Genomic DNA, 26,273 nt, shown 5'->3' on the forward strand with positions numbered 1-26,273 from the left:
TTCCTTTTTTAATTTGATTTTAAATTATTTTTACGCCATCACTAATGCCGACATGATAAAACGATGGTTCATAACCGATTTTTTCTATATATTTTTTTGTAACTTTATCTTCTAATTCTTGGATTTGATTTTTGTGCACTAACGCAATTGCACAACCTGCAAAACCTGCGCCTGTCATTCTTGCACCGAGCACACCTTCCACTTGTTGAGCTGTTTCAGCCAACGTATCAAGTTCAATACCTGTTACTTCATAGTCATCTTTTAAAGATGCATGTGAATCATTTAATAATTGTCCAAATTTTTCAAAATCATTATCGGATAATGCTTGATAAGCAAGTTTCGTACGTTCATTTTCTGAAACAGCATGTTTTGCTCTTCTACGTTTTACGTCATCTTTAATAAGCATTTGATGTGCTTTAAATTGTTCCATCGTTAATTCACCTAAAGATTCAATATTCAATTTGTGTTGTAATGATGACAGCGCAGATTCACATTCACTTCTGCGTTCATTATATTTACTTTCAGTTAATGAGCGGCGTTTATTGGTATTCATAATCGATATGACATAATCTCCAAATTTAGCCGGTACAAATTCATAATTTAACGTTGCGGTATCTAATAATACGGCATGTTCTGCTTTTCCCATACCTATTATAAATTGATCCATAATTCCTGAATTGACACCCATAAATTGATTTTCAGTACGTTGACCTATCTTAATGAGTTCTAATCTCTCTAAATTCAAGTTGAATAACTGTTTTATCAGCCAACCGATTAATAATTCTATTGATGCAGAAGATGAAAGACTAGCGCCGTTTGGAATATTACCTTCAATCAAAATATCAAAGCCTTGTTTAATTACTGAAAAAGCTTCTACTAAATATTTAATAACACCTTTAGGATAATTCGCCCAATCATGTTCCTTATCAAAATCTAAATGGTCTAAATCGAAGGTAATCATACCTATGTTTTCAAAATTATTAGAATATAGGCGAACCAAATTATCTTCTCGTTTAACTGCTAAACCATATGTGCCTAATTCAATTGCTGCTGGAAAAACATAACCTCCATTATAATCTGTATGTTCTCCAATAAAGTTAATTCTTCCTGGTGCAAATGCACGCACTTCAGGCTGTTTGTCAAATATTCTTTCAAATTTCTCGCGCATAGCTTCTAACATAATATTCCACTCCTTTAAAAAACGATATAAACCAAAATCTAACCCCTTAGTAAACTTAAATAAAGTTTACTTGTTTACTAAATGTTTTGTCAATATACATTACTTGTTGACTTTAAAGGTCATTCTTTCTTTTAATTGTGCTTCTGCTATGACATGTATAGCAATTTGTCTTGTTTTATTTATTCTTTCTTCAGCCATTCTTACTGCTATTTTCCCATAGTCGTCTATTGGTATATGTACACTACTGATAGAAGGAACTGCATACTGAATGACTTCTAAATCATTAAAACTTATCAATTTTATATCATCAGGTAAAGTGTATTTTTTTAGTTGTAATTGCTGCAATATACCTATAGCAATCATATCGTTACCTGCGATAAAAACTTGAGGTAAATGATGGTTTTGTAATAATTCGTTTACTGCATTTATACCATCTTCTTTATTCCAACCATTCATTAATAATCTACCTTTTCTTTGGTGCTTTTCACACCAGTCAGTAAATGCGATATATCGCTTATCTTGAATATTTGGACTATTCAATGTTGGCATACCAGTAAGATTTTTTATTGTATGCGTACCACCCACATAAACAATATCGTTTAAACCTGAGCGATCTATATCATTTAATAATTGAATCATAGCATCATATAAATCCGAATAAACAGCATCAACAGATTTAGGTGTGTTAGCGTTATTGATAACCACAATATTCTGATTGTAACTCTGCAATTCTAAAATAGCTTTTGAAGCAAAATTCCCCACAACAATAATTGCACCAGCCTTTGCTATTTTAGTGAAATCAATGCAATCATGTTCACCATCAATACGAAGCGTTCTTTTTAATGAAAGATTTAAACGTTTCACCTCCGCTTCAATGGCAAGCCTTATCTCACGATAATACGGATCAGACATTTCTTTGGCCCGTGATGCATATGTAATAATTTGTATGCTTTTATTTTTCCTTTCAGACTTTTTATATTGAAAATTATCTGCTATATCATATATTCTTTTTCTCGTTTCTTTAGCGACAGATAAAGTAGGATCATTATTTAACACACGAGAAACCGTACCTGGACTCACCTTCGCTTCCTTCGCAATATCTCTTATACTAGCCATTAATCAAATCACCTCTCAACTTCATGTTTACTATAAGTTTACTTCTAAGCATGCTATATATCAATCATATATTGTAGTTATAAGTATGTTTATGAATACAGTTTATTTTTTTTGCAACAAAAAATACGCTAAAATAGTTAGTGAATAGGAACTGGGGGGATAAATACTATGAATGAAGATGTTTTAACAAATCAACATATAGTTAGATATGAAAACGGCAAACTTATTGAAACAACAGACCATTACGTCACAGAATTCCCACTGACAATCATGGTCAATCGGGAAGAATTTGCAACAGTCATTTGCAGTCCAAATCATATGGAAGAATTGGTCTTAGGTTTTTTAGCTTCAGAAGGAGCTATATTAAAAAATGATGATTTAAAATCTATCCAAATAGACGACAGTAAAGGCTTTGCCCATGTAGAATTAAGCAAATCACTAAATGATCGGTTTGAATATTCTACTAAACGTATGATTGCATCATGTTGCGGTAAGAGTCGTGAATTTTATTTCCACAATGATGCTGCTATAGCTAAAACATCTATGTCTAAAATTAAACTTGCCCCTCAACAAGTACTTAATATGATGACACGCTTACAAAGCGCAAGTAAAATTTTCAAACAAACTGGTGGCTTACATAATGCTGCCATTAGTGATGGAGAGACATTTTTTGAACATAGACAAGATATTGGTAGACATAATGCTTTAGATAAACTTTATGGTTATTGTATACAACATCATATACCTGTGCGAGACAAAGTATTAATTTTTAGTGGGCGCATATCATCTGAGATTCTTATTAAAGCTGCGAAAATTGGTGTTGGCGTTATTTTATCTAAATCCGCACCAACTACATTAGCTGTAACGCTTGCCAATGATTTAAATATTACAGCAATCGGTTTTATTCGTGATGGTAATTTTAATGTTTATAGCCATCCAGAGCGCATAATATCATAGTGATTAAAAAGTATCCCTCACTATATGAAAATGTCAAATTACAAGTAAATCTTATGCGATATGTTACCTAATGTTTGTTTTTTATCCATTGATTTATGCAATGTTATAAAAACATCTATACTCATTCACTATTAAAATATTGAGTGTGAATTGGTGCAGATGTTTAAAAAAATCATTTGGCAAATATGAAAGTATTAAGCTATGTCTTCAGAAATCGTGCATAAAAAATGTCGACAAAGTTGGAAACTTTGTCGACACGCTAATATCTTCACTATGTGAAAATACTTTTTAAATTATAGTAAAAAAACATTAGAGCTTATTCAAATATCTTCTTTTACGATATGATAGCAAAAGCTTATAAATACATAACCTTGCTTCACATACATTTCTTTTGCACTATCTTCTCCATCAGCAATCAGTATCAATGGTTTTGGCATGGCTAACTCTGCAACAAAACTTTGCATCACGCTACCAACACCTTGTCTTTGATGACATGCTAATACGCCAAAACCATCAATTTCAACAGTTGTCTCATCTATAACCAAATCTAATATACCAGCCGGAACACCTTGCTTATAAGCTATAAGACGTGTTTTAGCATCATTAATATATTGGTTTTTAATCATATTAGAACTTTCCCTGACATATTCCTCACCATATGGTGCTGCAAACTGGCTATGAACACTTATATAATCATCTATGGTATGCTCATCCACGACTTTAACTTCGATTTCAGAGTCTACATATTTTTTGAAATTTTGGGGTTCAATCGCATATAACTCCATTAGACCCAATTCAAATTGTTCTTGATTAATTAACGCTATCCATTGTTGATCCAATTCTATATTTTCAGGAAAAGTAAAGGTTAAATGATTAGAGCTTTGTTGCTTATGCATATGTGTTTGTGTAGCTATATCTGCTTTCCATTGTTTAATCGAAGGCATTTGTTTGTACACCCATTTATTTGCATCAAATACTAAAGGGATTTGAGGAGTTAAATAAATTACTTTATCTTCATCTTCAGCATAAATATTCCCGGGTTGGAAAATATTGTTTAAAGTAATGTTTGCCATTATTTTCACTCCCCTTTATCGAAACTGATTTTACTTAAGTAATTGTTTAAATCGACTATGGTTTAACATGATATTACCAATTAAGCTGGCAATCAAAGCTTTAATAATATCACCAGGCATAAATACAAAAGAAAGCATAACCGATTTAGAAATCGGTAAATTCGTTATCAGTCCCATTATAATCGTACCGACAATATCTAATAAAACGACCCCTATCACTACTGTCGCTATCAATAATACAATAAAGTTGATTCTTTTCAAATATAAGTCCCTTACAAGTCCAATGAGATATGTAACAACAGGATACATAAATAAAAAACCAGCTGATGGCCCTGCAAATACACCAATACCACCACGACCACCTGATAGTAACGGTAATCCAGCAACAACTAAAAGTAATAAAACAATGATACTCAATGTTCCATATTTACGACCTAATAGAATAGCAGCTAGAAATATACCAATATTTTGTAAAACAATTGGAACAGGCATGATTGGTAACGGGATTGCAGGTACAAAACCTAAAACTGCAATAATTGCAGTCATTAAAGCAGTATAAACTAAATATTTCGTTGACATCATCAAACCTCCTTTAATAAAAAAAATTATACCACAAATGTAAACTATTAAAAACAAAAAGTTTACAATAAGGCGGTAGCCTTTTTACAAACAAAAACATGAGCCTGGACAACTTCACTTCGTCCAACACTCATGTTTTATTTTAATGATGTCTAATTAAATCTTTAAAAAACTACTATAACCATCGTTTTATGAGTTAGATTTCAAAAATTTTTCTTTCAAGTCTTTTCTCATAAATTCCAATGTATAAGGATCGTTATACCAATAAGTTTCTGCTTGTACCTCTATAACTTGATCATTTTTAACTGCAGATAAATTATTCCAGAGATCTGTTTTTTTATAACCTGGTTTTGTTTTACCTTCACTTGTAGAAACGATATAATCACCAGCATAATCAGCTATTTTTTCTTGTTTAATTTCAGCCCATCCTTCTTTTTTAACTAATTCGTTAAGTTTGTCAGGCATTTTTAACCCAAAAGCTTGGTAAATGACTTCCCCACCACGACCCCAGTTAGGCCCGTATGTGTAAAGTTTTTTATCGAATTCATCAAAAATTGATACTGTTGTATTTTCACCAATTTTCTCTTTGATTGCTTCACCATCTTTTACGGTTTGTGATTTCCATTTTTCTTCCCATTTTTTTACTTTATCTTCTTTTCCAAGTAATTTACCTAATTGTCTTTGTTGGTCTAAATATTTATGCTTACCATAATCGTAAACTACAGTCGGTGCAATCTTTTTATACTTTTTAATGTTTTTATCAGTAGAGTAAGCTACGATTAAATCTGGTTTTGTTTTAGCAACTTTTTCAACGTCATTTTCTCCAACTTTTTCAACGTCTTTAAATTTATCTTTTAAAATATTACTGCTGTCGACTTGCTCATTTACTGCTACAATATTGCCTCCTAAATATTTAATTCCACCTGCATATGTAGGTGCAACCACTGCAATACGTTCTGGATTTTTAGGTATATCAATTTTCTTTCCACTATCTAATGTATAAGCTTTTGTATCTTCTTTTTTACTATCTGAGCCACTTTCAGATTGTTTCCCACAAGCAGCTAATATTAAAACCATTACAATAATTGGAAATATTAATTTTTTCATAAGGTCCCTCCGTTGAAAATGATTATCATTACCACTGAATTATATAATGATTATAAAATTTGTACAATAGAAAACCTAAAATTTTTATTATTTTAAAAAATAAAAAAAGGAATGAGTATATGAAATCAACTTTAATTATTGATTTCATATACTCATTCCAAAATATAAAGCTTGTTCAAAGCATTCATTTACTTTAAAAATAGGCCATGTTCTCTTTATTTATTTAAAGTGACCTAATACACTATGAGCAATATTCGTATAAGCCATGTCTTCCATAGGTGGATTATGGAGTCCAGCTCGCATATCTCTATAGTAACGTTGTAATGGACGCTCCATTTCTAAACTCTTAGCACCCACAACACGCATGGCAATATCTATCACTTCTAATCCTTGGTTCATCACCAACACTTTACTTGCTGAAGTTTCATTCCAAATTGGTATGTCTTGTTGCTGATTGTATAACGCTGCAGTACTCCATAAAAAGTGGCGTGCTGACAGTAGTAAGGATTCCATTTTACCGACATTTTGCTGTACGGTTGATATATCTCCAATCACACCATCAATGCTTGCAGGACTATAATTTTTTGCAAAATCAACAGCATAGTCTCTCGCTGCTTGTGCAATACCTAAATAGGTACTAGGGATATGTAATATCCAACCATTCGGTTTTTTACCACCAGCGCCTCTTATTTCAACAAAATTTTCTTCTGGAATGAAAACATCATTTAAAATCAAATCATGACTTTCAGTTGCACGCATACCCACCATATTCCAATTGTCTGCAATCTCAACACCAGGTGTATCTTCAGATATCAAGAAAAACCCAACAGTATCTATTTCTTCATAATAAGCACTTACAATAAAATGGCTTAACCTTCTACTCATTGAAGTAAATGTTTTGACCCCATTAATCACAAAACCTTTGTCTTTTTTTATTGCATGTGTAGCAGGTCTTGCTCCTCTTGTAGGGCTGCCTGTTTCAGCTTCACTGACAGCTCTGTTCACTAATGCACCTTTTTTCACTGCTGTTGCAAAGCGCTCTAGCATATCTTGTTCCCAAGCATGTTGTTCATATAATTGTCCAACAACGCTAAGGTGCCAGCCAACAGAAAGTGCAGTTGCACCATCTATTGCTCCTAAATACGTCTGTAGTACAACCATATCTTCAACAGTCGCCCCCTCACCACCATAGGCTTTAGGCAACGTTAATAGCGTATAACCTTCATTTACCAACCAATCAATATTCTCATATGGAAATCTTGAATGTTTATCATTATACTCAGCTTTTTCTTTAAATTGTTCTTTTATTGAATCAAATTTATCTATCCATTTTTTTTGTATCTCTGTATGTATTAATGCAGAATAATTCACAGTGTCCACCTCATTTTAGACTTTTATCTATTAACCTTAGTGTAACACTCGCTTATAACGAATAAAAGCCTTTAAACCATCTAAAATCTTACTTTACCGATAAGGATTAATGTGATACTTTGTACATATTGATATTCTGGGGGATTAAAATGATTACAGTTGAACATTTAATACATAAATATAAAGACCATACTGTTCTTAATGGCGTTAGCTTTTCACAAAATAAGGGTACTGTGACAGCTATTATAGGTCCAAGTGGATCAGGTAAAACAACACTGCTAAGAACATTGAACGCGTTAGCTATACCAAAATCAGGCACTATTCAAATTGACAACCAAAAATTTATCGCCGATAAACATTCAAAAAAAGACATCTCACAGTTACGAAAGAAATCTGCGATGGTATTTCAAAACTATAATTTATTTAAGAACAAAACAATACTTGAAAATATTACAGTTGGTTTGATACATGGTAAAAAAATGCCCGCTAAGCAGGCAAATGAAATAGCCATCTCTTATTTAGAACGTTTTAATTTATTAAATCAAAAAGATAAATACCCTTCTCAACTATCCGGAGGTCAAAGTCAGCGTATAGGGATTATCCGTGCTTTAGCGCTTAATCCAGATGTATTGCTATTAGATGAACCTACATCTGCATTAGATCCTGAATCAATTCAAGGAGTTTTGTCGCTTATCAAGTCTATTGCACAAGAAGGGATGACCATGGTTATTGTCACTCATGAAATACAATTTGCTAAAGCGATAGCTGATCAAATTCTATTCATAGATGAAGGTAAAATATTAAAACAAGGTACACCTCAATCTGTTTTAGCATCTTCTGATTCTAAAAGAATTAACCGTTTCTTAAACACCGTAGAAATGGAGCGTGACTTTTTATGAAAAATAATAAGTTACGCTTTTTAATGATTACACTATTGATTACGGTATTAATAAGTGGATGTAGTCAAGTGCAAAAATCATCAAATCAGAATAAAAAGAAAGAAATCAAAGTAGCAATATCTGCAGAAGTTAACCCACCTTATCTGTATACAAATAAACAAAATGAATTTGCTGGTTTGGATATAGACTATCTAAAACTATTAGAAAAAAAGTTACCACAATACCAATTTAAATATGAATTTGGTGAAGAAGAATCTAATCTTGTAGGTATTGGCGCCGGAAAGTTTGATATGGGAATTAATTGGTTTTTTAAAACACCTGAACGCGAAAAACAGTTTCTCTACCAAGACGTTCCTTATAGTTACGCATTACCTTTGATTGTTGTGCACCAAAACAATTCTGAGATACATTCACTTAATGACCTAACTGAAAAAAAATTAACACCGATGGCACCGAGTGGCGGGTTATATTCTATATTATCTCAGTATAATAATTCGCATTCTCCAAAAATTGATATTGATACCATTCAAGAGCCTTCTAACGGGGATAATTTAAAAATGGTTAGTAATGCCAGACGTGATGCCATGATTTTAAACTGGAACACTTATAATGCAATTCAAAAACAGATCAATGCTGATGTCAAAATTGGTGGTATCATAAAAAAAGAATCATTGCATATCGTCTATAATAAAAAACATCAAAAACTACATGATGATATTGACGAGGCTACTCAAGAGCTGATAGATGATGGCAAATTACAGAAGCTTTCTGAAAAGTACTTTGATGTTAATGTATTTGATGATTTGGATGAAATAAACAAGCAAAAAGATAAATTGGAGGTGCAATCATGACAAATTCTGTTGATTGGTTTGATTTATTTAGACAAGTTTTACAACAATTACCAATAACCTTATTCATCTTTATATTGTCACTCATTTTCGCTTTAATACTGGGATGCTTACTAGCAACGATTCGTATCAAAAGAGCGAAAATATTATCACCTATCGTCCGAATTTATCTGTCTTTTATTCGAAGTACACCTTTAATTTTACAACTTTTTTTGGCATATTTTGCGTTGCCACAATTATTATTATTCATCCAAATCGATATCAATCATTTCAGTAGACTGTTTTTTGTAATTTTAGCATTTACATTACATACAGGTGCTTACTTATCAGAGATTATACGGGCTGGATACCAATCAGTAGATTATAGCCAAATTGAAGCAGGACTTTCTGTCGGTTTATCATATCCACGGATTTTAAAGGAAATCATTATCCCTCAAGCGTTACGTAATAGCATTCCAAACTTGACGACACAAGTCATTGAACTGATTAAAGACACATCTTTAGCTTTTACAATTGGGATTATTGATATGATGGGCCAAGTTAAATTAATTATTGGAAATAACTATGGACTAGGCATGCTAGAAGTTTATATCGTTATATCCATTATTTACTGGATTATCGCCCTTATCATACAAACTATATTTGCACTCATCAATAAACGAGCCGAAAAACCATATCGCGTCTAAGGAGGCATTATTTTGTCATTTATACTTTATACTGTTTCAGAAGTACTTAAAGGTGTGCCTAATACAATCATCATCTCAATTGTAGCAATGATTGTAGGTTTAATCATCGGCACTTTATTCGCCTTTATACAAACCAAAAATATTCCATTATTTTCTCAATTTGTAGTGATATATAATTCTTTTTTTAGGAGCACACCACTTATTGTTCAATTATTTATTATGTATTACGGCTTACCAAAATTAGTGATGTGGGGTAATGAAAAATTCACAATAGCAATTAATCCTGATATTTTCTCACCTTTAATTATTGCCTTTATTGTTTTTTCGTTACATGCTGTTGCATATTTGTCAGAATCTATTAAAGGTGGGTTACTTTCAGTCGATACTGATCAAATTGAAGCCGCTCAAACTGTAGGTCTTTCAACAATACGAACGTACAAAGAGATTATACTGCCGCAAGCATTCAGTTATGCACTTCCCAATATTGAAAATCAATTTATCATGCTTATCAAAGGGACTTCTTTAGCATTTGCGGTGCAAGTTACTGAAATTATGGCAGTCAGTCATGTTATTGCAAATGAAGGTTATCGATTTATAACAGTATATAGTGTAGCTGCTATATTTTATTGGTTACTTGCCATCGTACTAGAATTGATATTTTCAAAAATAGAAAGCCGTTCAACTCAATATATGTTTGCAAAAACTTCAGCATAAATTACAATTTTGTATACTTATTTAGTTTTATTATTTTATCAGTTTCCAATACTAATTTAACTTAACTATACTTTTAAAGTTAACGTATGTAATACAAAGGGTCTTATTTGTTATAGATCAATATATAAGTCAATCATATGTAAAGTGAATATTCCAGGAGAGACGCTGGATTTCTGTTTTACCAAACAATGACGAGATATTGCTACTATATAATGATAAAAAATGAACATGAAAATGCCCATTAATACATTTATGAATAATGTATTAATGGGCTTTATACTGAAATTGATATTCAATATTATTTGAATTTTTGGAACTTAGCATACCTAAATCATTAGACAACTACATTGCCAAACGTTCGGCATACTGTCTTTTTCTTTTATAATAATTTTTAACTTTTTTAGGCATTGTACCGTTTTTGTAATTCATCTTTAGTAATAATAGGATAATTTTTGAATACAATCGATCCTAAGTAACCACAAATAGCACTACCTATCGCACATAATAACGCAACAACTATCACAGTTAATGCATTATTAAAGCCAAACATCACTATTAAACCTGCAATTGGTGTAGCCGTACCTGTAGCTTCATTAACGAGTCCAAACATAGCGATAATTACACCTGATACTGCACCACCTATAAAATTAGTCGTGTAGACAGGAATAGGATTTGCTGTAAAAATATCTGCTTGTGATAATGGCTCTATAGCGACAGAAATCGTGGTTTTTCGATCACCAAACTTCATTCGCTTAAACAAAACAAAATTCATAAATGATGATCCAAAAACTGCCAATGCTCCAATTGCCATAGGTGTACCTGTTAGTCCTAATAAAGCAGTCAATGCCATCGAACTTAAAGGTGCAGTAGCTACAACTGTTATAATGCCCCCTAGTACTATCCCCATTAGTACTGGACTTGAGGTTGTCGATTCTTTAATGATATTACCTATTTGCAATAATGTTGCATCTACAACAGGTGCGACACCGACTGCAATAATTCGTGTAATAGGTGCAATAATAATAATTGAACCTATTAAATCCAAACCATCCGGAAATTTTCGCTCTATCCATTTCATACCAAAGCTTGCTATGTAACCTGCGACAAAACCTGGTAGTAAATCCATGTTACCGCATGCAACTGCAATAACAAATGCGTATACAGGAGAAACACCCATTGCTAAAGCGACCAAACCAGCAGCAGCAACACCACCTAAGCCGCCTGCCGCTTCACCTAACTGGCCTAGAAATGGAATCCCTAGTAAATCTCCACCAACATATTTATGGAATGCTTCCACTAAAAAGGAAGCTATTGCAGCATTGGCTAGAGCGCCCATTGCTTTTCCACCATTTGGAGCCTTGCTAGTAAAAAGTGTAAACAAACATAAAACAATACCTAAAAATATAACCCCTAAAAGTAAATTCATAATAACACCTTTCTAATATTTGTATGCGCTCTCATTTAACAAATATTAGTATATCACATTTAAATTTTTACTCAAATAATATTTTAGTTCAATATATAATTAATTAAATAAAATTGCACTTTTCAGAATATTCGTTTTTTTATATATGTAACACGACTCATTTAAAAAATAAGTTACTTGAGATAATCTTGTAATGTTTTTATCATATGTTCAATTTTTTGATGTTGTGTTTCATTTATATATACAACAACTATACGTTCATCAATATCACTTCTCTTTTTGCTCAAATAGCCCATTTTAATTAATTTTTGCAATGCCTTCGTTAAATAGTACGGTTTTAACTCTGAATATTGTGCGATTTCTTTCGCAGTAACTTCATAAGATTGACATTCATGTATATAATTCAAAATAAATATTTCTTCATAATTTAATTTGTGATATTTTTTAGTTTCTTTGAAAAACTGCTTGCCTTTTTGATACAAAGTTATTAATTCATTTAATTCTTTTAATTTTTCCATAAAACCACTCCTTATGTTTTTTCATGATGTTAATATATTTCAAAGTGTGCCTGTCTTTATGTAATATAATTTTATCCTATTTATGCTATTGAATTCAATATGGCTTACTATGAAAAATATTAGAAATTGCTACTATTTTTTTAATACCACTTTTTATTATTAAAATTTAGTGGTACATATATCCTTTTTGTTACTAAAAATTCATTAATGCCTCTTATAAATTTTTAAAATTAATAGCATTTGATGTTAATTTAATAAATTGAACACCACAAAAGCAAACTAAATATACTTTGAACGATCAATTACAAATATTGTTACATAAGACAACTAACAAAATTTAAATCAACATGTCTAATTTAGTGCATCTATATGTAGCATATACTCATTTTAAAAACATAACTATCAAATAAGCGTTTTAAAAATGAGATGATTTACGCTTTACTATTTCTACTATCACTGTGTACAAGCGTTTGCTCATTAAGCGTCTGCCTGATATGTAAAAAACAACTTGAGTCATTTATTAAAGTTCCAAGTTTTCAGACTGTCAGACTTTGTTGACAGTTTTTTTGTGCACGCTTTCCTCAGGCACTGCCTCAGTCTGTAGTCTTTGACTAGTGCTATTCCCGCAGAAGTCGACCCAAATCACTGCCTATATCACACTAAAAATATTACTAATTCAGAGACTCATATGTTATAAGAGAACGAGAAAAACAATTTGCTGATAGTCTACCTGCATGTGTAGATAATGATTGTTATATCATTGAAAACACTGTTGATACTGTAAAGAAACAATATTATTTACGCAGTCAAACAATTGAGAGAAGATTTGGCGATATAAAAGAACAGCATGGTATGCGATGAACGAGATATAGACGCCATGACAAAATTTCTATGGATACCATGTTAATTTGTGTTGTCATGAATCTTTAAAAATGGAAATATGGTTAGTAAAATGGACAGTAATGGTCTGAAATACCACTACTATTTTGAAAAAAACTATATAAATAGACAAACCCTTCGCAAATTAATGCAAAGGGTTTGTCTACGTTTTGACAACTTGAGTCATTTATTAAAGTCCCAAGTTGTGTTAACTATCATCTTTTCTTTTTTATTTAAAACGAAACGCTTCATTATATCCATATCTAGCTGAAATTTTAATGATTAATTATTTCTTTTTACAATCTAAAGTATCTAATAAGCTAAGTGTTGCTAATCCTGTTAAATCAAGTGCATGTTTGGCACCTGCTTTACCATGACCAGCTTCAAAGTGTTTATAAGCTGCAACACCTAACACTGTAATAGTTAATAGAGAAGCAATGCGTGATAGTCTTTTACTTGCAAAGCTTAATACGAAAAATACTGCACTCAATCCTTCTAAAGCACCAGCTAAAGGTACTGCATTTGCTGGCAAATTAAACACTTCAGTAAAAGTATCTTTCATAGATTTGTCACCTTTTAATTTAGGTTTTGCCGCACCATATAATTCTTTTGCTAATTTTAAATTTGTTAAATAACGTAATATCATTTTTACTCTCCTTCTATTTGTTTTCAAAATATTTATCTACAATAGGTTTTACCCGCTCACCTAATAATTTAATGGTGTTCATTGTATTTTCATGAGGCATTGAGCCCACAGGGGTATGCAACATAAAGCGAGATAAACCTAATGTTTCAACAGTTTCAATAATTTTATTAGCTACAGTTTCTGGACTTCCAACATATAATGCCCCGTGAGGTCCTGCTTCACGTATAAAGCTATTTTCATCATATAGTGGCCAGCCGCGTTCTTTAGCTAATACATCATGGCTTGCTTTTACTGAAGGGAAAAATTCACGAAAAGCTTGTTCGTCCGTTTCAGCAATGTAACCCCAAGAATGTGTAGCAATCGGTAATTTAGTCACATCGTGACCATAAGATTCAGCTATCGATTTATACATATCCATATTTCTACGGAATCTTTTAGGGTCACCGCCAATTATAGCATAAGTGATGGGTAATCCTAATGCTCCTGCTTTCAATGAAGATTCTGGCGTTCCACCTGTGGCTATAGCAATAGGTAAAACACCTTGCTCAACTCTAGGATACACGCCTAAATTTTGTATGTTCGCTCTCAGTTGACCAGTCCAATTTACAATTTCATTTTGATTAATTTGCATCAATAATTCAATCTTTTCATTAAATAGCTGTTCATAGTCATTTAAGTTATATCCAAATAATGGAAATGATTCTATAAATGAACCTCTTCCTACCATTATTTCAGCACGCCCATTTGAAATTGCATTTAATGTTGAGAACCTTTCATAAACTCTTACAGGATCATCTGAGGATAATACAGTAACAGCACTACTCAATTTAATTTGCTTTGTATTTCTAGAAGCTGCAGCTAATACTGTAACTGGATCAGAAACAGCATAATCAGGTCGATGGTGTTCTCCTAACCCATAAACATCAAGACCATAACGATCTGCAATTTCAATTTCTTCTATTATATTTCTTATCCTCTGAGCATTACTAATTGCAGGTTCTTTACCTTTATCGGTGAAAATTTCACTATTATCAGCAAATGATGTTAAGCCAATCTCAATTTTCATTCATTCACCTCGCTTATCAAGTATATTTTTTATACTCATTATCATAAAACCTTTCAAATAAACTGTCAATATCATTGCTCATCAATATCGTTTAAGCATTTTTATAAATTTTCCTCAATTCTTTCAATAATAAATAAGCTTTCTTTTTAGAAAATAATATATTATTTAAATAACTAAATTTTAGCATTTATTAACATTTGTAATTTTCTGTTATTTTACAGATTTGTAATAAATTAGAGTGCAATATTACACCGTAATAACGGTAAAACACGATGATAATGGGCATTGAAGTCTAAAAAGAGTTAATATTTTTTGTTACATCTAGTGATTAATTATTAGAGTTAAATTACAAAATGATAACATTGCACACAAATCGACCATTATCTGATAAAGTATTGCTTGTCGTTAAAACAACGAAAAAAAATATATTAAACTATTGTCATTTAGAGACTGAGATAATAAATAAAATGCTTTATAATTATTAGGAGGATATTTTACAATGAAAAAAATCGCTACAGCTACAATCGCTACTGCAGGAATCGCTACTTTTGCATTTGCACAAAACGAAGCAGATGCTGCTGAAAACAATAATGGTTATAACCCTAATGACCCAACTTCTTATAGCTATTCATATACTATAGATCAACAAGGTAATTACCACTATACTTGGCAAGGTAATTGGAATCCAAGTCAAGCTGACCAAGCTCATTCAACTAATAATGGTGCTACAAATAATGGTCAAAGCAGTAATTACGGTTCTACATATGGTAATTCAACTCAATCATATACAGCTAACAATACAACAGGTGGCGGTGGAGCTGCTTCTAACTCAACTTCAGACCGTAACATCAAAGTAACTACAACTAGCGCACCATCAAGTTCATCAAGTTCTATTTCAAGTACTTCAGGTTCTTCTAGCAACCTTTATACTTCTGGACAATGTACTTATTATGTATTTGATAAAGTTGGCGGTAAAATTGGTTCAACTTGGGGTAACGCTAACAACTGGGCAAGCGCTGCAGCTGCTTCAGGTTACACAGTAAACAACTCACCTTCACAAGGTTCAATCTTACAATCTTCAACTGGTGCTATGGGACATGTAGCATATGTTGAAAGTGTAAACAGTGACGGTTCAATCCGTGTATCTGAAATGAACTATGGTCAAGGTCCTGGTGTTGTTACTTCACGTACAATTTCAGCTAGCCAAGCTTCAAGCTATAACTACATTCACTAATCGTAAATATATAAGCGGGTAGGATATAAAATCACTGGCTAAAAAATAAGCGTCAATTTCTATTGTAATAATATAGAAATTGGCGCTTTCTTATTTCACTTTTATGTATTGTTTCGATAACGTAATTGCATATGTGATATATATTTAAGCAGTGGCTTCATTTAAAACGGATTTGAAAATTGTTGATTACTCAGGTATTTTATGGAATGAAACTATTTTGGTATTGAAGTATTCTACAATATAAGCAATAAAATAAAAAAGTCTAGGACATCATTGATTCGTCCCAGACACTTGTAAAGTAATAAAACATTTATTCATCAAATAGTATCTCAAATTAACAATTTCATTCATACCTATATTACTGTAAATATAACATTACTATCATTAATAGATTAAACTGAAGGATAGTCATGAGAATTTTGAATTAATACTTTACTTATTGACATGTAACGATACATATATCATTATTGTATTTTCCAGATAAATCGGTTTTATACTGTACCATCGCTACAATAAACACTATATATAATACGGAACCACCTCATCCATAGTTTTGTTTAGCCGAATTATTTATCTCATAAACATATTATTATTAATTTCACTTAAATCTCACTAAAGGTAGTCATATAAACAAGGTTAAAATTTGAATATATGACTACGCTTTAGTTTTATTTTAGCATGTTGCTAATATATATCATTTTTATCCTTCACTCGCTTTAGCTTTTTTTATGCCAATACCACTAAAACCATAAAATATCGCAAATAGGACACATAAATAACAAGGCACAGCCCATATAAAGAACTGGTCAACAGAAACACCTAATTGTTGAGTATAATAAATGCCAGAGGTGCCCCATGGTATCAATGGTATAATCATTGTGCCTGAATCTTCTAATGTTCTGGATAAATTTGACCGATCCAAGCCCATTTTATTGTACATATCCATCATTAATACACCAACCATAATTATTACAACAGAAGCAACACCTGCAGCTAACACCATCATTAATCCACCTAAAACTGTGGCAAGAATTAAAGTACCCACTGAATTGATATTACTAGATATTTTCTTCAAGATTACATCTAAACATCCTGCTTTTTCCACTATGCCAGCAAAGGCATAACCACAGAAAATAGTAACTACAATTTCAGTCATACTCATCATACCGCCCTGTTCTATTAAATTAACAGCTTTATCGGATAATGAGCCATGTAAATTAGGTACCATGCTTTTATTAAATCCATCAAATGTGGCTTTAAAGCCATCTGTTATCTTAAAGCCATTATTAAAAGCCCCGATAACAATCGCACTTACACTGGAGATTAACATCGACGGTACCGTAGAAATTTTAAACAATAAACATACAATGATAATGATTAACGGTAACCATACAAAAAAGTTGATATTATAAATCGTTGATAGCTCCTTGAGCATCGCATTAACTTGCGAAGTATTCGCGCTACCTTTAAATTGTAAACCAGCAAAATACCATACAATTAATCCAATTATAGATGCTGGCACCGTTGTCCATATCATTGCTCTTATATGTGAGAAGATATTTACTTTAGTGACCAACGCTGCTAAATTAGTCGTGTCTGATAGTGGTGTCATTTTATCACCAAATACTGCACCTGCAATGATTGCACCTGCAGCCATACCAGCTGGAATATTTAGCTGTGCACTAATCGCCATCAGTGCTATGCCTGCTGTAGATGCTGATCCCCATGCAGTTCCAGTAGCAACTGAGGTAATTGCACAAATAATAAACGCTGATACTAAAAACAAATTAGGATTTAAAAATTCTAAGCCATAATAAATCAGTGCAGGTACTGTTCCAGAATACATCCAAGTACCTACGATAATGCCTACAGATAGTATAATAAATATCGCTGGCATTGCTGTTGCTAAACGATTGGTAATGCCTTCTTCTAAATCTTTCCATTTTAAACCTACTCGTCTCGCAATAATTGCAGCATAAGCTGAAGAAAGAATAAGCAGTGCTTGAATTGGAATATCAAACACAACAAAACCAGTAATTACAATAATAATCATCACTATGATCGTTGAAATTGATTCTAAAAAAGTTGGTTGTCTTTTCATACACATTTCCCCTTATTTATATGAATGAATATTATAATTAGTACAATCCTAACTTATCTTTTCCTAACTCATCTATCGTTAACCCCTCTTCAAAGAAGTCACGTTCTAATATTGTAGATGCAATAATAATAATCGCATCAATGTTAGGCGTTGGTACATCAATTTCTCGGCCTAAACTTGACCAAAGCACTAAACCATGTGCAATATCTTCTGTTAAATAACGATTCTTCACATGATTAGGTCCCTTAATTTGAGAAAATACGGGACTCGTATTAAACAAACGGTTAAGTGGTTCATCCTCATCTTGTCTTTCTAAATAACCACGTTCAATTCGAGCTTCTTTTGCAGATGATAACTCAAATCCTAATTTACGTCCTAATGTTAGTCTTTCTAACTCTACTGCATGTAATAAGCGCACAGTATGTTTCGTAATCCCTTCTTCGTACAATGCGAACGTATCAGCATAATCAATTCTTCCTACATTTAATAACGTTGGCCCAGGATGAACTTCAGGGTTACCATTTTCTAAATTTGTTTTCCACAAGCTTTCTTCCTTTACAATATAAGGATACAATTTTTCTATTGTATCGAAGCTATCACTTAACTCTTCTTTGTCATATGTTGAAAAATGTACTTTTCTAACATTTAAAGATAAATCGACACGTGCTGCCTCAAAATCGACACGTGTACCATAAGTTAATGTATTTACTTCAGCAAACTTAGGCATTACATCTATATGCATATCTTCTAGCACATTCATAAAACGTATTGATCCCATAGCAGCAGCAATATTAAAGAATATTAATTGATGTGCTTTGATAAATGGTGCCATAGTATGTGCATAATGTTCAATGAATGATGAAGGTATAACAACTTGTATAACTTCAGCACCTTCAAGTACGTATTCCATATCGTCACTTATGTCAGTAAATTTTACGAAGGTTTCCTCACCTTCATTATTAAATGTAAAACCACCTTGCTCAATGGCTTTATCAAATTTATCTATCGATTGATTTCTACAATATAATTTGACTTCATGTCCTTTGCTAACCATATCTAGTGCTGCAGTAACAGCACCATTACCTGATCCTACAATAGCTATCTTCATAAACACCCTTCTTTCTTTAAACATTGAATTTTTCGTGTTAAACATTACTCTCATGTATAACCTATTAAGAAAAATGATAAACACTGGTATACAACCTATTTAATTTTTTCAATTAAATACCTGCTTATGTGCATTTCTATATTTTAACAATATCGCAACATTGTAAACAGTCTTTTTTATAAAATTTTTCAAATAATGTACAACTCATTTTTGGTTTTGTTATAGTAATAGTAAGTTAAAAGGAGGAATAATAATGACTGAAGCATACTCAAATCGTGAAGTATTCAATCAAGAACCTAATAGCGATGCAAGATTGATGGCAACATTAATTTATGTACTTAGTTTTTTCACTACATTTTTAGCACCACTAATCATTTGGCTTATTAAACGTGAAGACTCAGCATTCGTTGATAGAGCAGGTAAAAATTATTTTAATTTCCTAATTTCATATGTTATTTGGTTAACGGTTTCAACTATTTTGATGTTCATTCTCATAGGATTTATTCTATTTCCTATCATCGCAATTTTAAACTTTATTTTTACAATTGTAGCAGCAGTAAAAGCGTATAATGGAGAAGATTATTTACCACCGCTATCTATTAGATTTTTCAAATAATTTTAATCAAAATTTTGTGATTCTTTACACTCAATGTAATATACAAATCCAGCAGATGTGTAGATGATGTATTCAAACCTTATACTTGCGCATTTTTTACCATATTACAACAATATTCTCTTTTGTAACCTCACGTGTTGTTTATTACAACAATATGTGAGGTCTTTTTAATTGTTTTACAAATACGTAACAATCCACACAAAGTGATGTTCTTCTGTTATTGTATAAATTGTCGTTGAAACTAACGCAGTAATTATAAAAATAAATTTTATTAAAATAATAGATGAATTAAATTTGGGAGGACTTTTTTATTATGAAAAAAATAGTAACAGCAACAACATTGACAGCAGGTATCGGCGCAGCAATTGTAGGTTTAGATCACGGAAATGAAGCTAATGCAGCTGAACAAACTACACAAGCTAATCAAAACACAACACAAGCTACATCAGGTTCAAGTGCAAACTTATATACTGCTGGACAATGTACTTGGTACGTATTTGATAAAACAGGTGGCGAAATCGGTTCTACATGGGGAAATGCAAATAATTGGGCTTCTGCAGCATCTTCAGCAGGATATACAGTTAACAATTCTCCAGAGGCAGGTTCTATCTTACAATCTAGTGAAGGTAGCATGGGCCACGTAGCATACGTTGAAAATGTTAACAGCGACGGTTCTGTAAATGTTTCTGAAATGAACTATAATGGTGGACCATTCTCAGTAAGTGAACGTACAATTTCAGCTGGTGAAGCTAGTTCATATAACTATATCCACCTTAACTAATATTGCTATTAAATAATCACTATTGGGAGGCATATGAAACATAAAGTCATGTGCTTAAATGACGACTTTATACGTATGATAAATATGATTATTTATGGTAAAAAAGCAATAACAATTCTTTTCAATAATAAGTAGTAACTTATAAAAAGTCTAAGATATTCTTTAATGTCTTAGGTTCAGACTGCCAACAAAGTCTCCGACTTTGTTGGCAGTTTTTTTATGCACGTTTTCCGTGGGCACTGCCTTAGCCTGTATTCTTCGACTAGTGCTATTCCCGCAAGAGTCGGCATAAATCACTACCAATATTATAATATATGTAAATTAAGCAGTGATGATAGTTATGATGCTGAATAAATCATTTGCGAAAAGAGAGCAATATGAAATAATTTCTATCTCTGAATTAGTCCCTAATAATCATTGATTACGTAAAGTCGATGCGATATTAGATTTAAACTTTGTATATGAACTTGTCGAAGACAAATATTTGAGAAAATAATAGAAATAGCTATCAAAAATAATTTGGTAGATCACTCATATTTATATATTGACTTCATATATATTAAAGCAAATGCAAATAAGAATAAGTATACAACTGAATTAGTTAAAAAGGACACACTCCACTTTCAAGAAAAATTAAAAAAATTAACGCATAAAGATTAGTTCAAGGAAAAAATCTTATTTGTAAAAACTGTATAAATAGCAAATAAACAAACCCTCCGCAAATTAATGAGAAGAGTTTGTCTACTTTCTGAGTCTAAGATATTCTTTAATGCCTTAGGCTTTTTATATTGAAATGATGTGTACATATTGCAGGCTAATTAAAAGTTTGAGAAAATAATAGCGTTTCATGTAAAAAGGAGGTTGAAGCAAATGCAGTGGCTTAAAGTTATCATAGCAGGAATTATAGAAATATTATGGGTTACTGGATTAAACACTGCTGACTCATTCTTGAGTTGGACTGGTACGATTATTATTTTAATATTGAGTTTCTATTTAGTCATTTCAGCTTGTAAATCGTTACCTGTTGGAACTGTTTATGCTGTATTTGTAGGTATTGGTGCTATTGGAACAGTAATGGTTGATATGATGTTTTTCGGAGACCATTTTAACATTGCGAAAATAGCATTAGTTATCTTACTTGTAATTGGAATTATCGGTCTTAAATTAACTACAGAGGAGGCTGAACAATAATGGCATGGATTATACTATTTATGGCTGGTTTACTAGAAGTTGTTGGTGTCATTATTCTAAATGAAATTGCTCGTACTAAAAAGAAAGCATTCGTTGTGCTTTTAGCAGTTGCCTTTATTTGTAGTTTTAGCACACTTAAATTAGCAATGACAATGGGTATACCTATGGGTACTGCTTATGCTGTATGGAGTGGTATTGGTACAGGTGGAGGCACGCTAGCCGGCATGCTTATCTATAATGAATCTAAAAATATCAAACGTATTTTCTTTATTGTTATCATTGTTTTAGCAATTGTTGGCTTGAAAATTGTTGGTTAAAATAACTTTTTAAATTAGCGTAATATCTACGATTATAAAATTATCACTTTATTTTAGAAATATAATCATATGTAATATGTACTTTGTTAAAATTGAGAGCAATGTAAAAGTTTGTTTACTTATATAAAATTTACTATACTTTAGGTAAAGGAAGTGATTATACATGGTAAAAGTTTTCATTGCAGGCTCAATACCAGAAGTTGGGTATAACTTGCTAAAAGAACAAGGTTATGAAGTTGATATGTATGAAGGCAAAGGTATTATTGATAAAGAAACATTGATTCAAGGCGTTAAAGATGCTGATGCTTTAATCAGCCTTCTATCTACTAATGTTGATAAAGATGTGATTGATGCAGGCTCAAACTTAAAAATCATCACAAACTATGGCGCTGGTTTCAATAACGTAGATGTTGAACACGCACGTCAAAAACAAATTGATGTAACAAATACACCAAAAGCTTCAACAAACTCTACAGCAGAATTAACTTTCGCACTTGTATTAGCTGTAGCGAGACGTATTCCTGAAGGCGATAAATTATGTCGTACAACCGGATTTGACGGATGGGCACCGTTATTCTTCCGTGGTAGAGAAGTTTCTGGTAAAACAATAGGAATCATTGGTTTAGGAGAAATTGGAAGTGCAGTGGCAAGACGTGCGAAAGCATTTGATATGAACGTACTTTACACAGGACCTCATCAAAAAGTTGATAAGGAACGTGAAATAGGTGCTAAATATGTTGATTTTGATACGCTCTTACAGCACTCAGATTTCATTACAATTAATGCTGCATATAATCCTGATTTACACCATTTATTTGACACTGAACAATTCAAATTAATGAAACAAACAAGTTATCTCATTAATGCAGCTAGAGGCCCTATCGTAAATGAAGCCTCTTTAGTAGAAGCATTAAAAAATAAAGATATCGAAGGTGCAGCATTAGATGTGTTTGAATTTGAACCTGAAATTAATGATGAACTAAAATCATTAGATAATGTTGTTATTACGCCACACATTGGTAATGCTACTTTTGAATCTCGTGATATGATGTCAAAAATTGTAGCTAGTGACACAATAAGTAAACTTAATGGTGAAGAACCTAAATTTGTCGTTAATTAATCATTGAATATTTAACAAAACATAAACACAAGGACACCTTCATTTTGACTCATGTTTAAAGGACAGTTTCTATTCAAAACAGTTATAAACTCCCACAATTAATGGGATTAAAATAACACTTCCGTGCTATTTATTAAAATGTATAGCACGGAAGTGTTTTTCTATTTTCAATGTTGTTTATGCAATAAAAATTAAGCGCAAATTATATTTAATCAGATTGTTCTCTATATGACATAATTTAAGTATTGAAAATGATAACTACATTATTACCTTAGAAAAGTTAAACAAATCATAGTCAATTTAGCTAAAAAAGCCGTAACTGTATTTTTCTAATATACAGTTACGGCCTCTTTGATATTGAACATTTTATCCTAAATATATGTTTTACTTTTCTTTCGATTTATAAATAAATTTTGTCTGATTAGAAAGTAATCGATCAGGAAGGATTTTAGCAAGTTTATTTCTCACTTTAACGACAAATTTATTTGTTCTTTGCGCAGTTTTTCCTATTTTTCTAGAACGCTTTATTATTTTTTTTGTATGCTTTACACGTAATTTATCATAGTGTTCCAAAGCTAAATCAAAATCATATGATTGCAGACAATTCGCGAGCACAATAGCGTCTTCCATTGCTTGACCAGCACCTTGCCCCATGTTAGGTGTCATTGCATGTGCAGCATCACCTAGAAGCACAACACGTTGATAAACAAATGATTTCAATGGATTTAAATCATACATATCATGTAACAATACATCTGTTTCACTTTGTTTATCTAAAATTTGTCTAACCTCATTAGGGAAATGATTAAATCTCGCCTGTAAATGTGGTTTCGCAAAAGCATGTATTTTAGCATCATGAACTTTGGCAGAAATAGAAATAAACCAATAAGCCTGATTGTTTATTAATGGCACAATGCCCACTCTACCTTTTGTAGACCAAAATTCTTTAGCAATATGGTTATCTTTTAAATCAATATCTTCAACTAAGCCTCTGAATACTGTGTATCCTTGATAAATTGGTTTACTATTTGGTACTAATGATTGCCTTATATTTGAATGGATACCATCAGCGCCGATACATAAATCAAATGATTGTGAAGTTTGTTCAGAAAATTGTAAGGTCACTTTCAAATCACCATTTTCAATTCCTGTTACATTATGATTTGTAAAAATTGCGCTATTCGGCACATAAGATTTAATCACATCTAATAAACTTTGGCGTGACATTGTTAAATTAACTGTGTGTTTTTTCAACTTAAGTTTTGATAATCGTTTGTCTTTTTCATCTCGAACTTCCATCACATCAATAACTTGTCCAATGTTTTTAAGTCCTTTTGCTAAATCATGACCGTTTAGTTTTTCAATGACATTACCACCAATGCCAATACCAGCACCTAATTCAGATACTGTATCTTCTTTTTCAAATACACTTACATCATGACCTTGCTCTATTAATAAAGCTGCTGCAGTTAAACCACCTATACCTGCACCGACGATGGCTATTTTCATCTTTATTCACTCCAACTTTCCCTAATCTTTTAATAATGTATTCACATTTGTATAATAACATAACAAAATGTAATGTAAGTTTCTAAAAATTGCGGTTGTAATCTTTTATGATACCACTACAAATAATAATCTTTGTTGATGTCATCTTTTTTAATGCCTAAATTTTTATAAAAATGTTTCATAAACCAAGCGATATTGTCATCCCAATCCACATCACTTGCATATTGATGCTCACCAGGTGTCTTAGGATTCCATCTCATTTGATAAAGTGATATTTGTTTATTATCAAAGTAATTTTTTCTTACAAATTGAGCACCACCCATAATTGCTTTTTCAGGGGATGTCCACGCTTGTTTTTTTGCAAAGCTACTACCAGTATGTACAGCATTTTCATCAAATGCACCTATACCAAAAAAGTTATAATATCTTTCATCTTTATCTTTAATACCTTTAGCTAATTCTGATTTACCATTACCTGTTTCAACTAAAGCATGACTCACTAAATATAAAACATTAACATCATACTTTTCTTGTGCCTTTAGAAAAGTTTTACCTTTTCCTTTTAATATACCTTTATTTTTTAAAATTTTATTTATCTCGTCTTCGGACATAGATACTTTTTCAGAAATATCCATATGGTTTAAATCGTCTTGATCACTATTAACTTCCATTGCTTTTTTCACGTCTGCAGTAGAAGCTTTAATAAATTTACCTTCTTGTTCTTTCATATTTAATGCGTCTGAGCTTACTTGTTTATCTACCGCTTCATTAAAGGTATGGGTCTTTTGTTTCTCAAATAAAGATGTTTCATTTATTATTAATAAAATCACAAATATAGCGATAATTAATATTAATAATATCAACGGTATACGTTGTTTAACACGCTCATTCATATTTTAAAATCTCCCTGCATTGCATTTTATTGAGTCAATGTGAAATAGGCAAAAATAATCGCAATAAGTACAATTATAAAGGAAACATTAATTGCAATACGCATGCCTTTTCGATTTCTAAACAATGTGTTGAAAATCACTAAGCTAATTGCCAATGAAACAACAAACATTGTAATCGCCATCGCAATATTTAAAGTGATTAAAAATATAATACCAATGACTAAAAATACATTTGAAATAATAGCCATGATTTTAATTAATTTCGGATTGATAAGACTCCACTCCTTGTAATCATATTCTAAGTAAATCATTCTGTTTATTGAAATTGTATCATATTT

Annotated in this window: 26 protein-coding genes; 11 read left to right on the forward strand and 15 right to left on the reverse strand. The window is 31.8% G+C overall.

Annotation, left to right across the window (positions count from 1 at the left end):
- Positions 1–19: 19 nt before the first annotated feature.
- Both CD032_RS01385 and CD032_RS01390 read right to left on the reverse strand, forming a co-directional pair.
- Positions 20–1,180 carry a galactokinase gene (locus CD032_RS01385; RefSeq protein ID WP_103211125.1) on the reverse strand — a complete coding sequence of 387 codons (1,161 nt, stop codon included), beginning with the start codon at positions 1,178–1,180 and terminating at the stop codon, positions 20–22.
- A 99-nt stretch (positions 1,181–1,279) separates the two neighbouring features.
- The gene (locus CD032_RS01390; protein ID WP_019468101.1) at positions 1,280–2,296 is read right to left on the reverse strand and encodes a LacI family DNA-binding transcriptional regulator; all 1,017 of its coding nucleotides are present in this window, start codon (positions 2,294–2,296) and stop codon (positions 1,280–1,282) included.
- Positions 2,297–2,464: 168 nt separating this feature from the next.
- Between CD032_RS01390 and fdhD the strand changes: the two genes are divergently transcribed.
- Positions 2,465–3,253, forward strand: coding sequence for a formate dehydrogenase accessory sulfurtransferase FdhD (fdhD, locus tag CD032_RS01395; RefSeq protein WP_019468102.1), 789 nt, complete (start codon positions 2,465–2,467; stop codon positions 3,251–3,253).
- 320 nt (positions 3,254–3,573) lie between these two features.
- Here the strand turns inward: fdhD and CD032_RS01400 are convergent, their stop codons facing one another.
- The 4 genes from CD032_RS01400 to CD032_RS01415 all read right to left on the reverse strand — a co-directional run bounded on the left by CD032_RS01400 (position 3,574) and on the right by CD032_RS01415 (position 7,383).
- Positions 3,574–4,326, reverse strand: coding sequence for a GNAT family N-acetyltransferase (locus CD032_RS01400; RefSeq protein ID WP_040029990.1), 753 nt, complete (start codon positions 4,324–4,326; stop codon positions 3,574–3,576).
- Between the two features lie 30 nt (positions 4,327–4,356).
- Complete coding sequence (locus tag CD032_RS01405) at positions 4,357–4,905, reverse strand: biotin transporter BioY (RefSeq protein WP_019468104.1); 549 nt, start codon at positions 4,903–4,905, stop codon at positions 4,357–4,359.
- 189 nt (positions 4,906–5,094) lie between these two features.
- Positions 5,095–6,012 carry an ABC transporter substrate-binding protein gene (locus tag CD032_RS01410; protein ID WP_019468105.1) on the reverse strand — a complete coding sequence of 306 codons (918 nt, stop codon included), beginning with the start codon at positions 6,010–6,012 and terminating at the stop codon, positions 5,095–5,097.
- Between the two features lie 219 nt (positions 6,013–6,231).
- Positions 6,232–7,383: an acyl-CoA dehydrogenase family protein gene (locus tag CD032_RS01415; RefSeq protein ID WP_019468309.1), complete on the reverse strand. Its 1,152-nt coding sequence runs from the start codon at positions 7,381–7,383 to the stop codon at positions 6,232–6,234.
- A 149-nt stretch (positions 7,384–7,532) separates the two neighbouring features.
- On the opposite strand from CD032_RS01415, the gene CD032_RS01420 reads away from it, so the two are divergent.
- From CD032_RS01420 to CD032_RS01435, 4 genes are read left to right on the forward strand one after another with little or no spacing between them, the layout of a single operon-like run.
- A complete protein-coding gene (locus CD032_RS01420; protein ID WP_019468310.1) occupies positions 7,533–8,282 on the forward strand; it encodes an amino acid ABC transporter ATP-binding protein in 750 nt (249 codons plus the stop codon).
- Positions 8,279–9,133 carry an amino acid ABC transporter substrate-binding protein gene (locus CD032_RS01425; RefSeq protein ID WP_019468311.1) on the forward strand — a complete coding sequence of 285 codons (855 nt, stop codon included), beginning with the start codon at positions 8,279–8,281 and terminating at the stop codon, positions 9,131–9,133. Before CD032_RS01420 ends, CD032_RS01425 begins: the two co-directional genes overlap by 4 nt.
- Positions 9,130–9,816, forward strand: a complete 687-nt coding sequence (locus CD032_RS01430) for an amino acid ABC transporter permease (protein WP_019468312.1) — start codon at positions 9,130–9,132, stop codon at positions 9,814–9,816. Before CD032_RS01425 ends, CD032_RS01430 begins: the two co-directional genes overlap by 4 nt.
- A gap of 12 nt (positions 9,817–9,828) precedes the next feature.
- The gene (locus CD032_RS01435) at positions 9,829–10,530 is read left to right on the forward strand and encodes an amino acid ABC transporter permease (RefSeq protein WP_019468313.1); all 702 of its coding nucleotides are present in this window, start codon (positions 9,829–9,831) and stop codon (positions 10,528–10,530) included.
- Positions 10,531–10,930: 400 nt separating this feature from the next.
- Here the strand turns inward: CD032_RS01435 and CD032_RS01440 are convergent, their stop codons facing one another.
- From CD032_RS01440 to CD032_RS01455, 4 genes are all read right to left on the reverse strand, one after another.
- The gene (locus CD032_RS01440) at positions 10,931–11,956 is read right to left on the reverse strand and encodes a PTS sugar transporter subunit IIC (RefSeq protein ID WP_103211126.1); all 1,026 of its coding nucleotides are present in this window, start codon (positions 11,954–11,956) and stop codon (positions 10,931–10,933) included.
- Between the two features lie 173 nt (positions 11,957–12,129).
- On the reverse strand, positions 12,130–12,474 hold the full coding sequence (locus CD032_RS01445; protein ID WP_019468315.1) for a transcriptional regulator, SarA/Rot family: 345 nt from the start codon (positions 12,472–12,474) through the stop codon (positions 12,130–12,132).
- Positions 12,475–13,639: 1,165 nt separating this feature from the next.
- A complete protein-coding gene (locus tag CD032_RS01450; protein WP_019468316.1) occupies positions 13,640–13,999 on the reverse strand; it encodes a DoxX family protein in 360 nt (119 codons plus the stop codon).
- Positions 14,000–14,012: 13 nt separating this feature from the next.
- Complete coding sequence (locus CD032_RS01455) at positions 14,013–15,065, reverse strand: LLM class flavin-dependent oxidoreductase (RefSeq protein ID WP_019468317.1); 1,053 nt, start codon at positions 15,063–15,065, stop codon at positions 14,013–14,015.
- A gap of 499 nt (positions 15,066–15,564) precedes the next feature.
- Between CD032_RS01455 and CD032_RS01460 the strand changes: the two genes are divergently transcribed.
- The gene (locus CD032_RS01460) at positions 15,565–16,299 is read left to right on the forward strand and encodes a CHAP domain-containing protein (RefSeq protein WP_019468318.1); all 735 of its coding nucleotides are present in this window, start codon (positions 15,565–15,567) and stop codon (positions 16,297–16,299) included.
- Between the two features lie 700 nt (positions 16,300–16,999).
- Here CD032_RS01460 and nhaC read toward each other — a convergent pair.
- Together nhaC and CD032_RS01470 are read right to left on the reverse strand one after the other, a co-directional pair.
- A complete protein-coding gene (gene nhaC / locus CD032_RS01465; RefSeq protein WP_019468319.1) occupies positions 17,000–18,400 on the reverse strand; it encodes a Na+/H+ antiporter NhaC in 1,401 nt (466 codons plus the stop codon).
- 37 nt (positions 18,401–18,437) lie between these two features.
- Entirely contained in the window at positions 18,438–19,508 is a 1,071-nt protein-coding gene (locus tag CD032_RS01470; protein WP_019468320.1) for an NAD/NADP-dependent octopine/nopaline dehydrogenase family protein, read from the reverse strand.
- A gap of 253 nt (positions 19,509–19,761) precedes the next feature.
- Here CD032_RS01470 and CD032_RS01475 point away from each other — a divergent pair, with 253 nt between their 5' ends.
- The 5 genes from CD032_RS01475 (at position 19,762) to CD032_RS01495 (ending at position 23,533) form a co-directional block, all read left to right on the forward strand.
- The gene (locus CD032_RS01475; protein WP_019468321.1) at positions 19,762–20,124 is read left to right on the forward strand and encodes a DUF4870 domain-containing protein; all 363 of its coding nucleotides are present in this window, start codon (positions 19,762–19,764) and stop codon (positions 20,122–20,124) included.
- Between the two features lie 313 nt (positions 20,125–20,437).
- Positions 20,438–20,905, forward strand: coding sequence for a CHAP domain-containing protein (locus CD032_RS01480; RefSeq protein WP_019468322.1), 468 nt, complete (start codon positions 20,438–20,440; stop codon positions 20,903–20,905).
- 870 nt (positions 20,906–21,775) lie between these two features.
- The gene (locus CD032_RS01485) at positions 21,776–22,096 is read left to right on the forward strand and encodes a DMT family transporter (protein WP_019468323.1); all 321 of its coding nucleotides are present in this window, start codon (positions 21,776–21,778) and stop codon (positions 22,094–22,096) included.
- The gene (locus CD032_RS01490) at positions 22,096–22,413 is read left to right on the forward strand and encodes a DMT family transporter (RefSeq protein WP_019468324.1); all 318 of its coding nucleotides are present in this window, start codon (positions 22,096–22,098) and stop codon (positions 22,411–22,413) included. Before CD032_RS01485 ends, CD032_RS01490 begins: the two co-directional genes overlap by 1 nt.
- A gap of 163 nt (positions 22,414–22,576) precedes the next feature.
- Positions 22,577–23,533 (forward strand): 2-hydroxyacid dehydrogenase family protein, encoded by a 957-nt coding sequence (locus tag CD032_RS01495; RefSeq protein WP_019468325.1) that lies wholly within the window; start codon positions 22,577–22,579, stop codon positions 23,531–23,533.
- A 384-nt stretch (positions 23,534–23,917) separates the two neighbouring features.
- Here the strand turns inward: CD032_RS01495 and CD032_RS01500 are convergent, their stop codons facing one another.
- From CD032_RS01500 to CD032_RS01510, 3 genes are all read right to left on the reverse strand, one after another.
- The gene (locus tag CD032_RS01500; RefSeq protein ID WP_019468326.1) at positions 23,918–25,042 is read right to left on the reverse strand and encodes an FAD-dependent monooxygenase; all 1,125 of its coding nucleotides are present in this window, start codon (positions 25,040–25,042) and stop codon (positions 23,918–23,920) included.
- Between the two features lie 116 nt (positions 25,043–25,158).
- Entirely contained in the window at positions 25,159–25,935 is a 777-nt protein-coding gene (locus CD032_RS01505; RefSeq protein WP_019468327.1) for an N-acetylglucosaminidase, read from the reverse strand.
- 26 nt (positions 25,936–25,961) lie between these two features.
- Positions 25,962–26,246, reverse strand: a complete 285-nt coding sequence (locus tag CD032_RS01510) for a hypothetical protein (RefSeq protein WP_071560236.1) — start codon at positions 26,244–26,246, stop codon at positions 25,962–25,964.
- Between the last annotated feature and the right edge of the window lie 27 nt (positions 26,247–26,273).

Origin of the sequence: Staphylococcus cohnii subsp. cohnii (assembly GCF_002902365.1) — a bacterium.
GTDB lineage: Bacteria > Bacillota > Bacilli > Staphylococcales > Staphylococcaceae > Staphylococcus > Staphylococcus cohnii.

Bases quoted from the DNA above. Each gene is read 5' to 3' on its own strand.
- CD032_RS01385 (WP_103211125.1), bottom strand. From the start codon at position 1,180: ATGTTAGAAGCTATGCGCGAGAAATTTGAAAGAATATTTGACAAACAG.
- CD032_RS01390 (WP_019468101.1), bottom strand. From the start codon at position 2,296: ATGGCTAGTATAAGAGATATTGCGAAGGAAGCGAAGGTGAGTCCAGGT.
- fdhD (WP_019468102.1), top strand. From the start codon at position 2,465: ATGAATGAAGATGTTTTAACAAATCAACATATAGTTAGATATGAAAAC.
- CD032_RS01400 (WP_040029990.1), bottom strand. From the start codon at position 4,326: ATGGCAAACATTACTTTAAACAATATTTTCCAACCCGGGAATATTTAT.
- CD032_RS01405 (WP_019468104.1), bottom strand. From the start codon at position 4,905: ATGTCAACGAAATATTTAGTTTATACTGCTTTAATGACTGCAATTATT.
- CD032_RS01410 (WP_019468105.1), bottom strand. From the start codon at position 6,012: ATGAAAAAATTAATATTTCCAATTATTGTAATGGTTTTAATATTAGCT.
- CD032_RS01420 (WP_019468310.1), top strand. From the start codon at position 7,533: ATGATTACAGTTGAACATTTAATACATAAATATAAAGACCATACTGTT.
- CD032_RS01425 (WP_019468311.1), top strand. From the start codon at position 8,279: ATGAAAAATAATAAGTTACGCTTTTTAATGATTACACTATTGATTACG.
- CD032_RS01430 (WP_019468312.1), top strand. From the start codon at position 9,130: ATGACAAATTCTGTTGATTGGTTTGATTTATTTAGACAAGTTTTACAA.
- CD032_RS01440 (WP_103211126.1), bottom strand. From the start codon at position 11,956: ATGAATTTACTTTTAGGGGTTATATTTTTAGGTATTGTTTTATGTTTG.
- CD032_RS01445 (WP_019468315.1), bottom strand. From the start codon at position 12,474: ATGGAAAAATTAAAAGAATTAAATGAATTAATAACTTTGTATCAAAAA.
- CD032_RS01450 (WP_019468316.1), bottom strand. From the start codon at position 13,999: ATGATATTACGTTATTTAACAAATTTAAAATTAGCAAAAGAATTATAT.
- CD032_RS01455 (WP_019468317.1), bottom strand. From the start codon at position 15,065: ATGAAAATTGAGATTGGCTTAACATCATTTGCTGATAATAGTGAAATT.
- CD032_RS01460 (WP_019468318.1), top strand. From the start codon at position 15,565: ATGAAAAAAATCGCTACAGCTACAATCGCTACTGCAGGAATCGCTACT.
- nhaC (WP_019468319.1), bottom strand. From the start codon at position 18,400: ATGAAAAGACAACCAACTTTTTTAGAATCAATTTCAACGATCATAGTG.
- CD032_RS01470 (WP_019468320.1), bottom strand. From the start codon at position 19,508: ATGAAGATAGCTATTGTAGGATCAGGTAATGGTGCTGTTACTGCAGCA.
- CD032_RS01475 (WP_019468321.1), top strand. From the start codon at position 19,762: ATGACTGAAGCATACTCAAATCGTGAAGTATTCAATCAAGAACCTAAT.
- CD032_RS01480 (WP_019468322.1), top strand. From the start codon at position 20,438: ATGAAAAAAATAGTAACAGCAACAACATTGACAGCAGGTATCGGCGCA.
- CD032_RS01485 (WP_019468323.1), top strand. From the start codon at position 21,776: ATGCAGTGGCTTAAAGTTATCATAGCAGGAATTATAGAAATATTATGG.
- CD032_RS01490 (WP_019468324.1), top strand. From the start codon at position 22,096: ATGGCATGGATTATACTATTTATGGCTGGTTTACTAGAAGTTGTTGGT.
- CD032_RS01495 (WP_019468325.1), top strand. From the start codon at position 22,577: ATGGTAAAAGTTTTCATTGCAGGCTCAATACCAGAAGTTGGGTATAAC.
- CD032_RS01500 (WP_019468326.1), bottom strand. From the start codon at position 25,042: ATGAAAATAGCCATCGTCGGTGCAGGTATAGGTGGTTTAACTGCAGCA.
- CD032_RS01505 (WP_019468327.1), bottom strand. From the start codon at position 25,935: ATGAATGAGCGTGTTAAACAACGTATACCGTTGATATTATTAATATTA.
- CD032_RS01510 (WP_071560236.1), bottom strand. From the start codon at position 26,246: ATGATTTACTTAGAATATGATTACAAGGAGTGGAGTCTTATCAATCCG.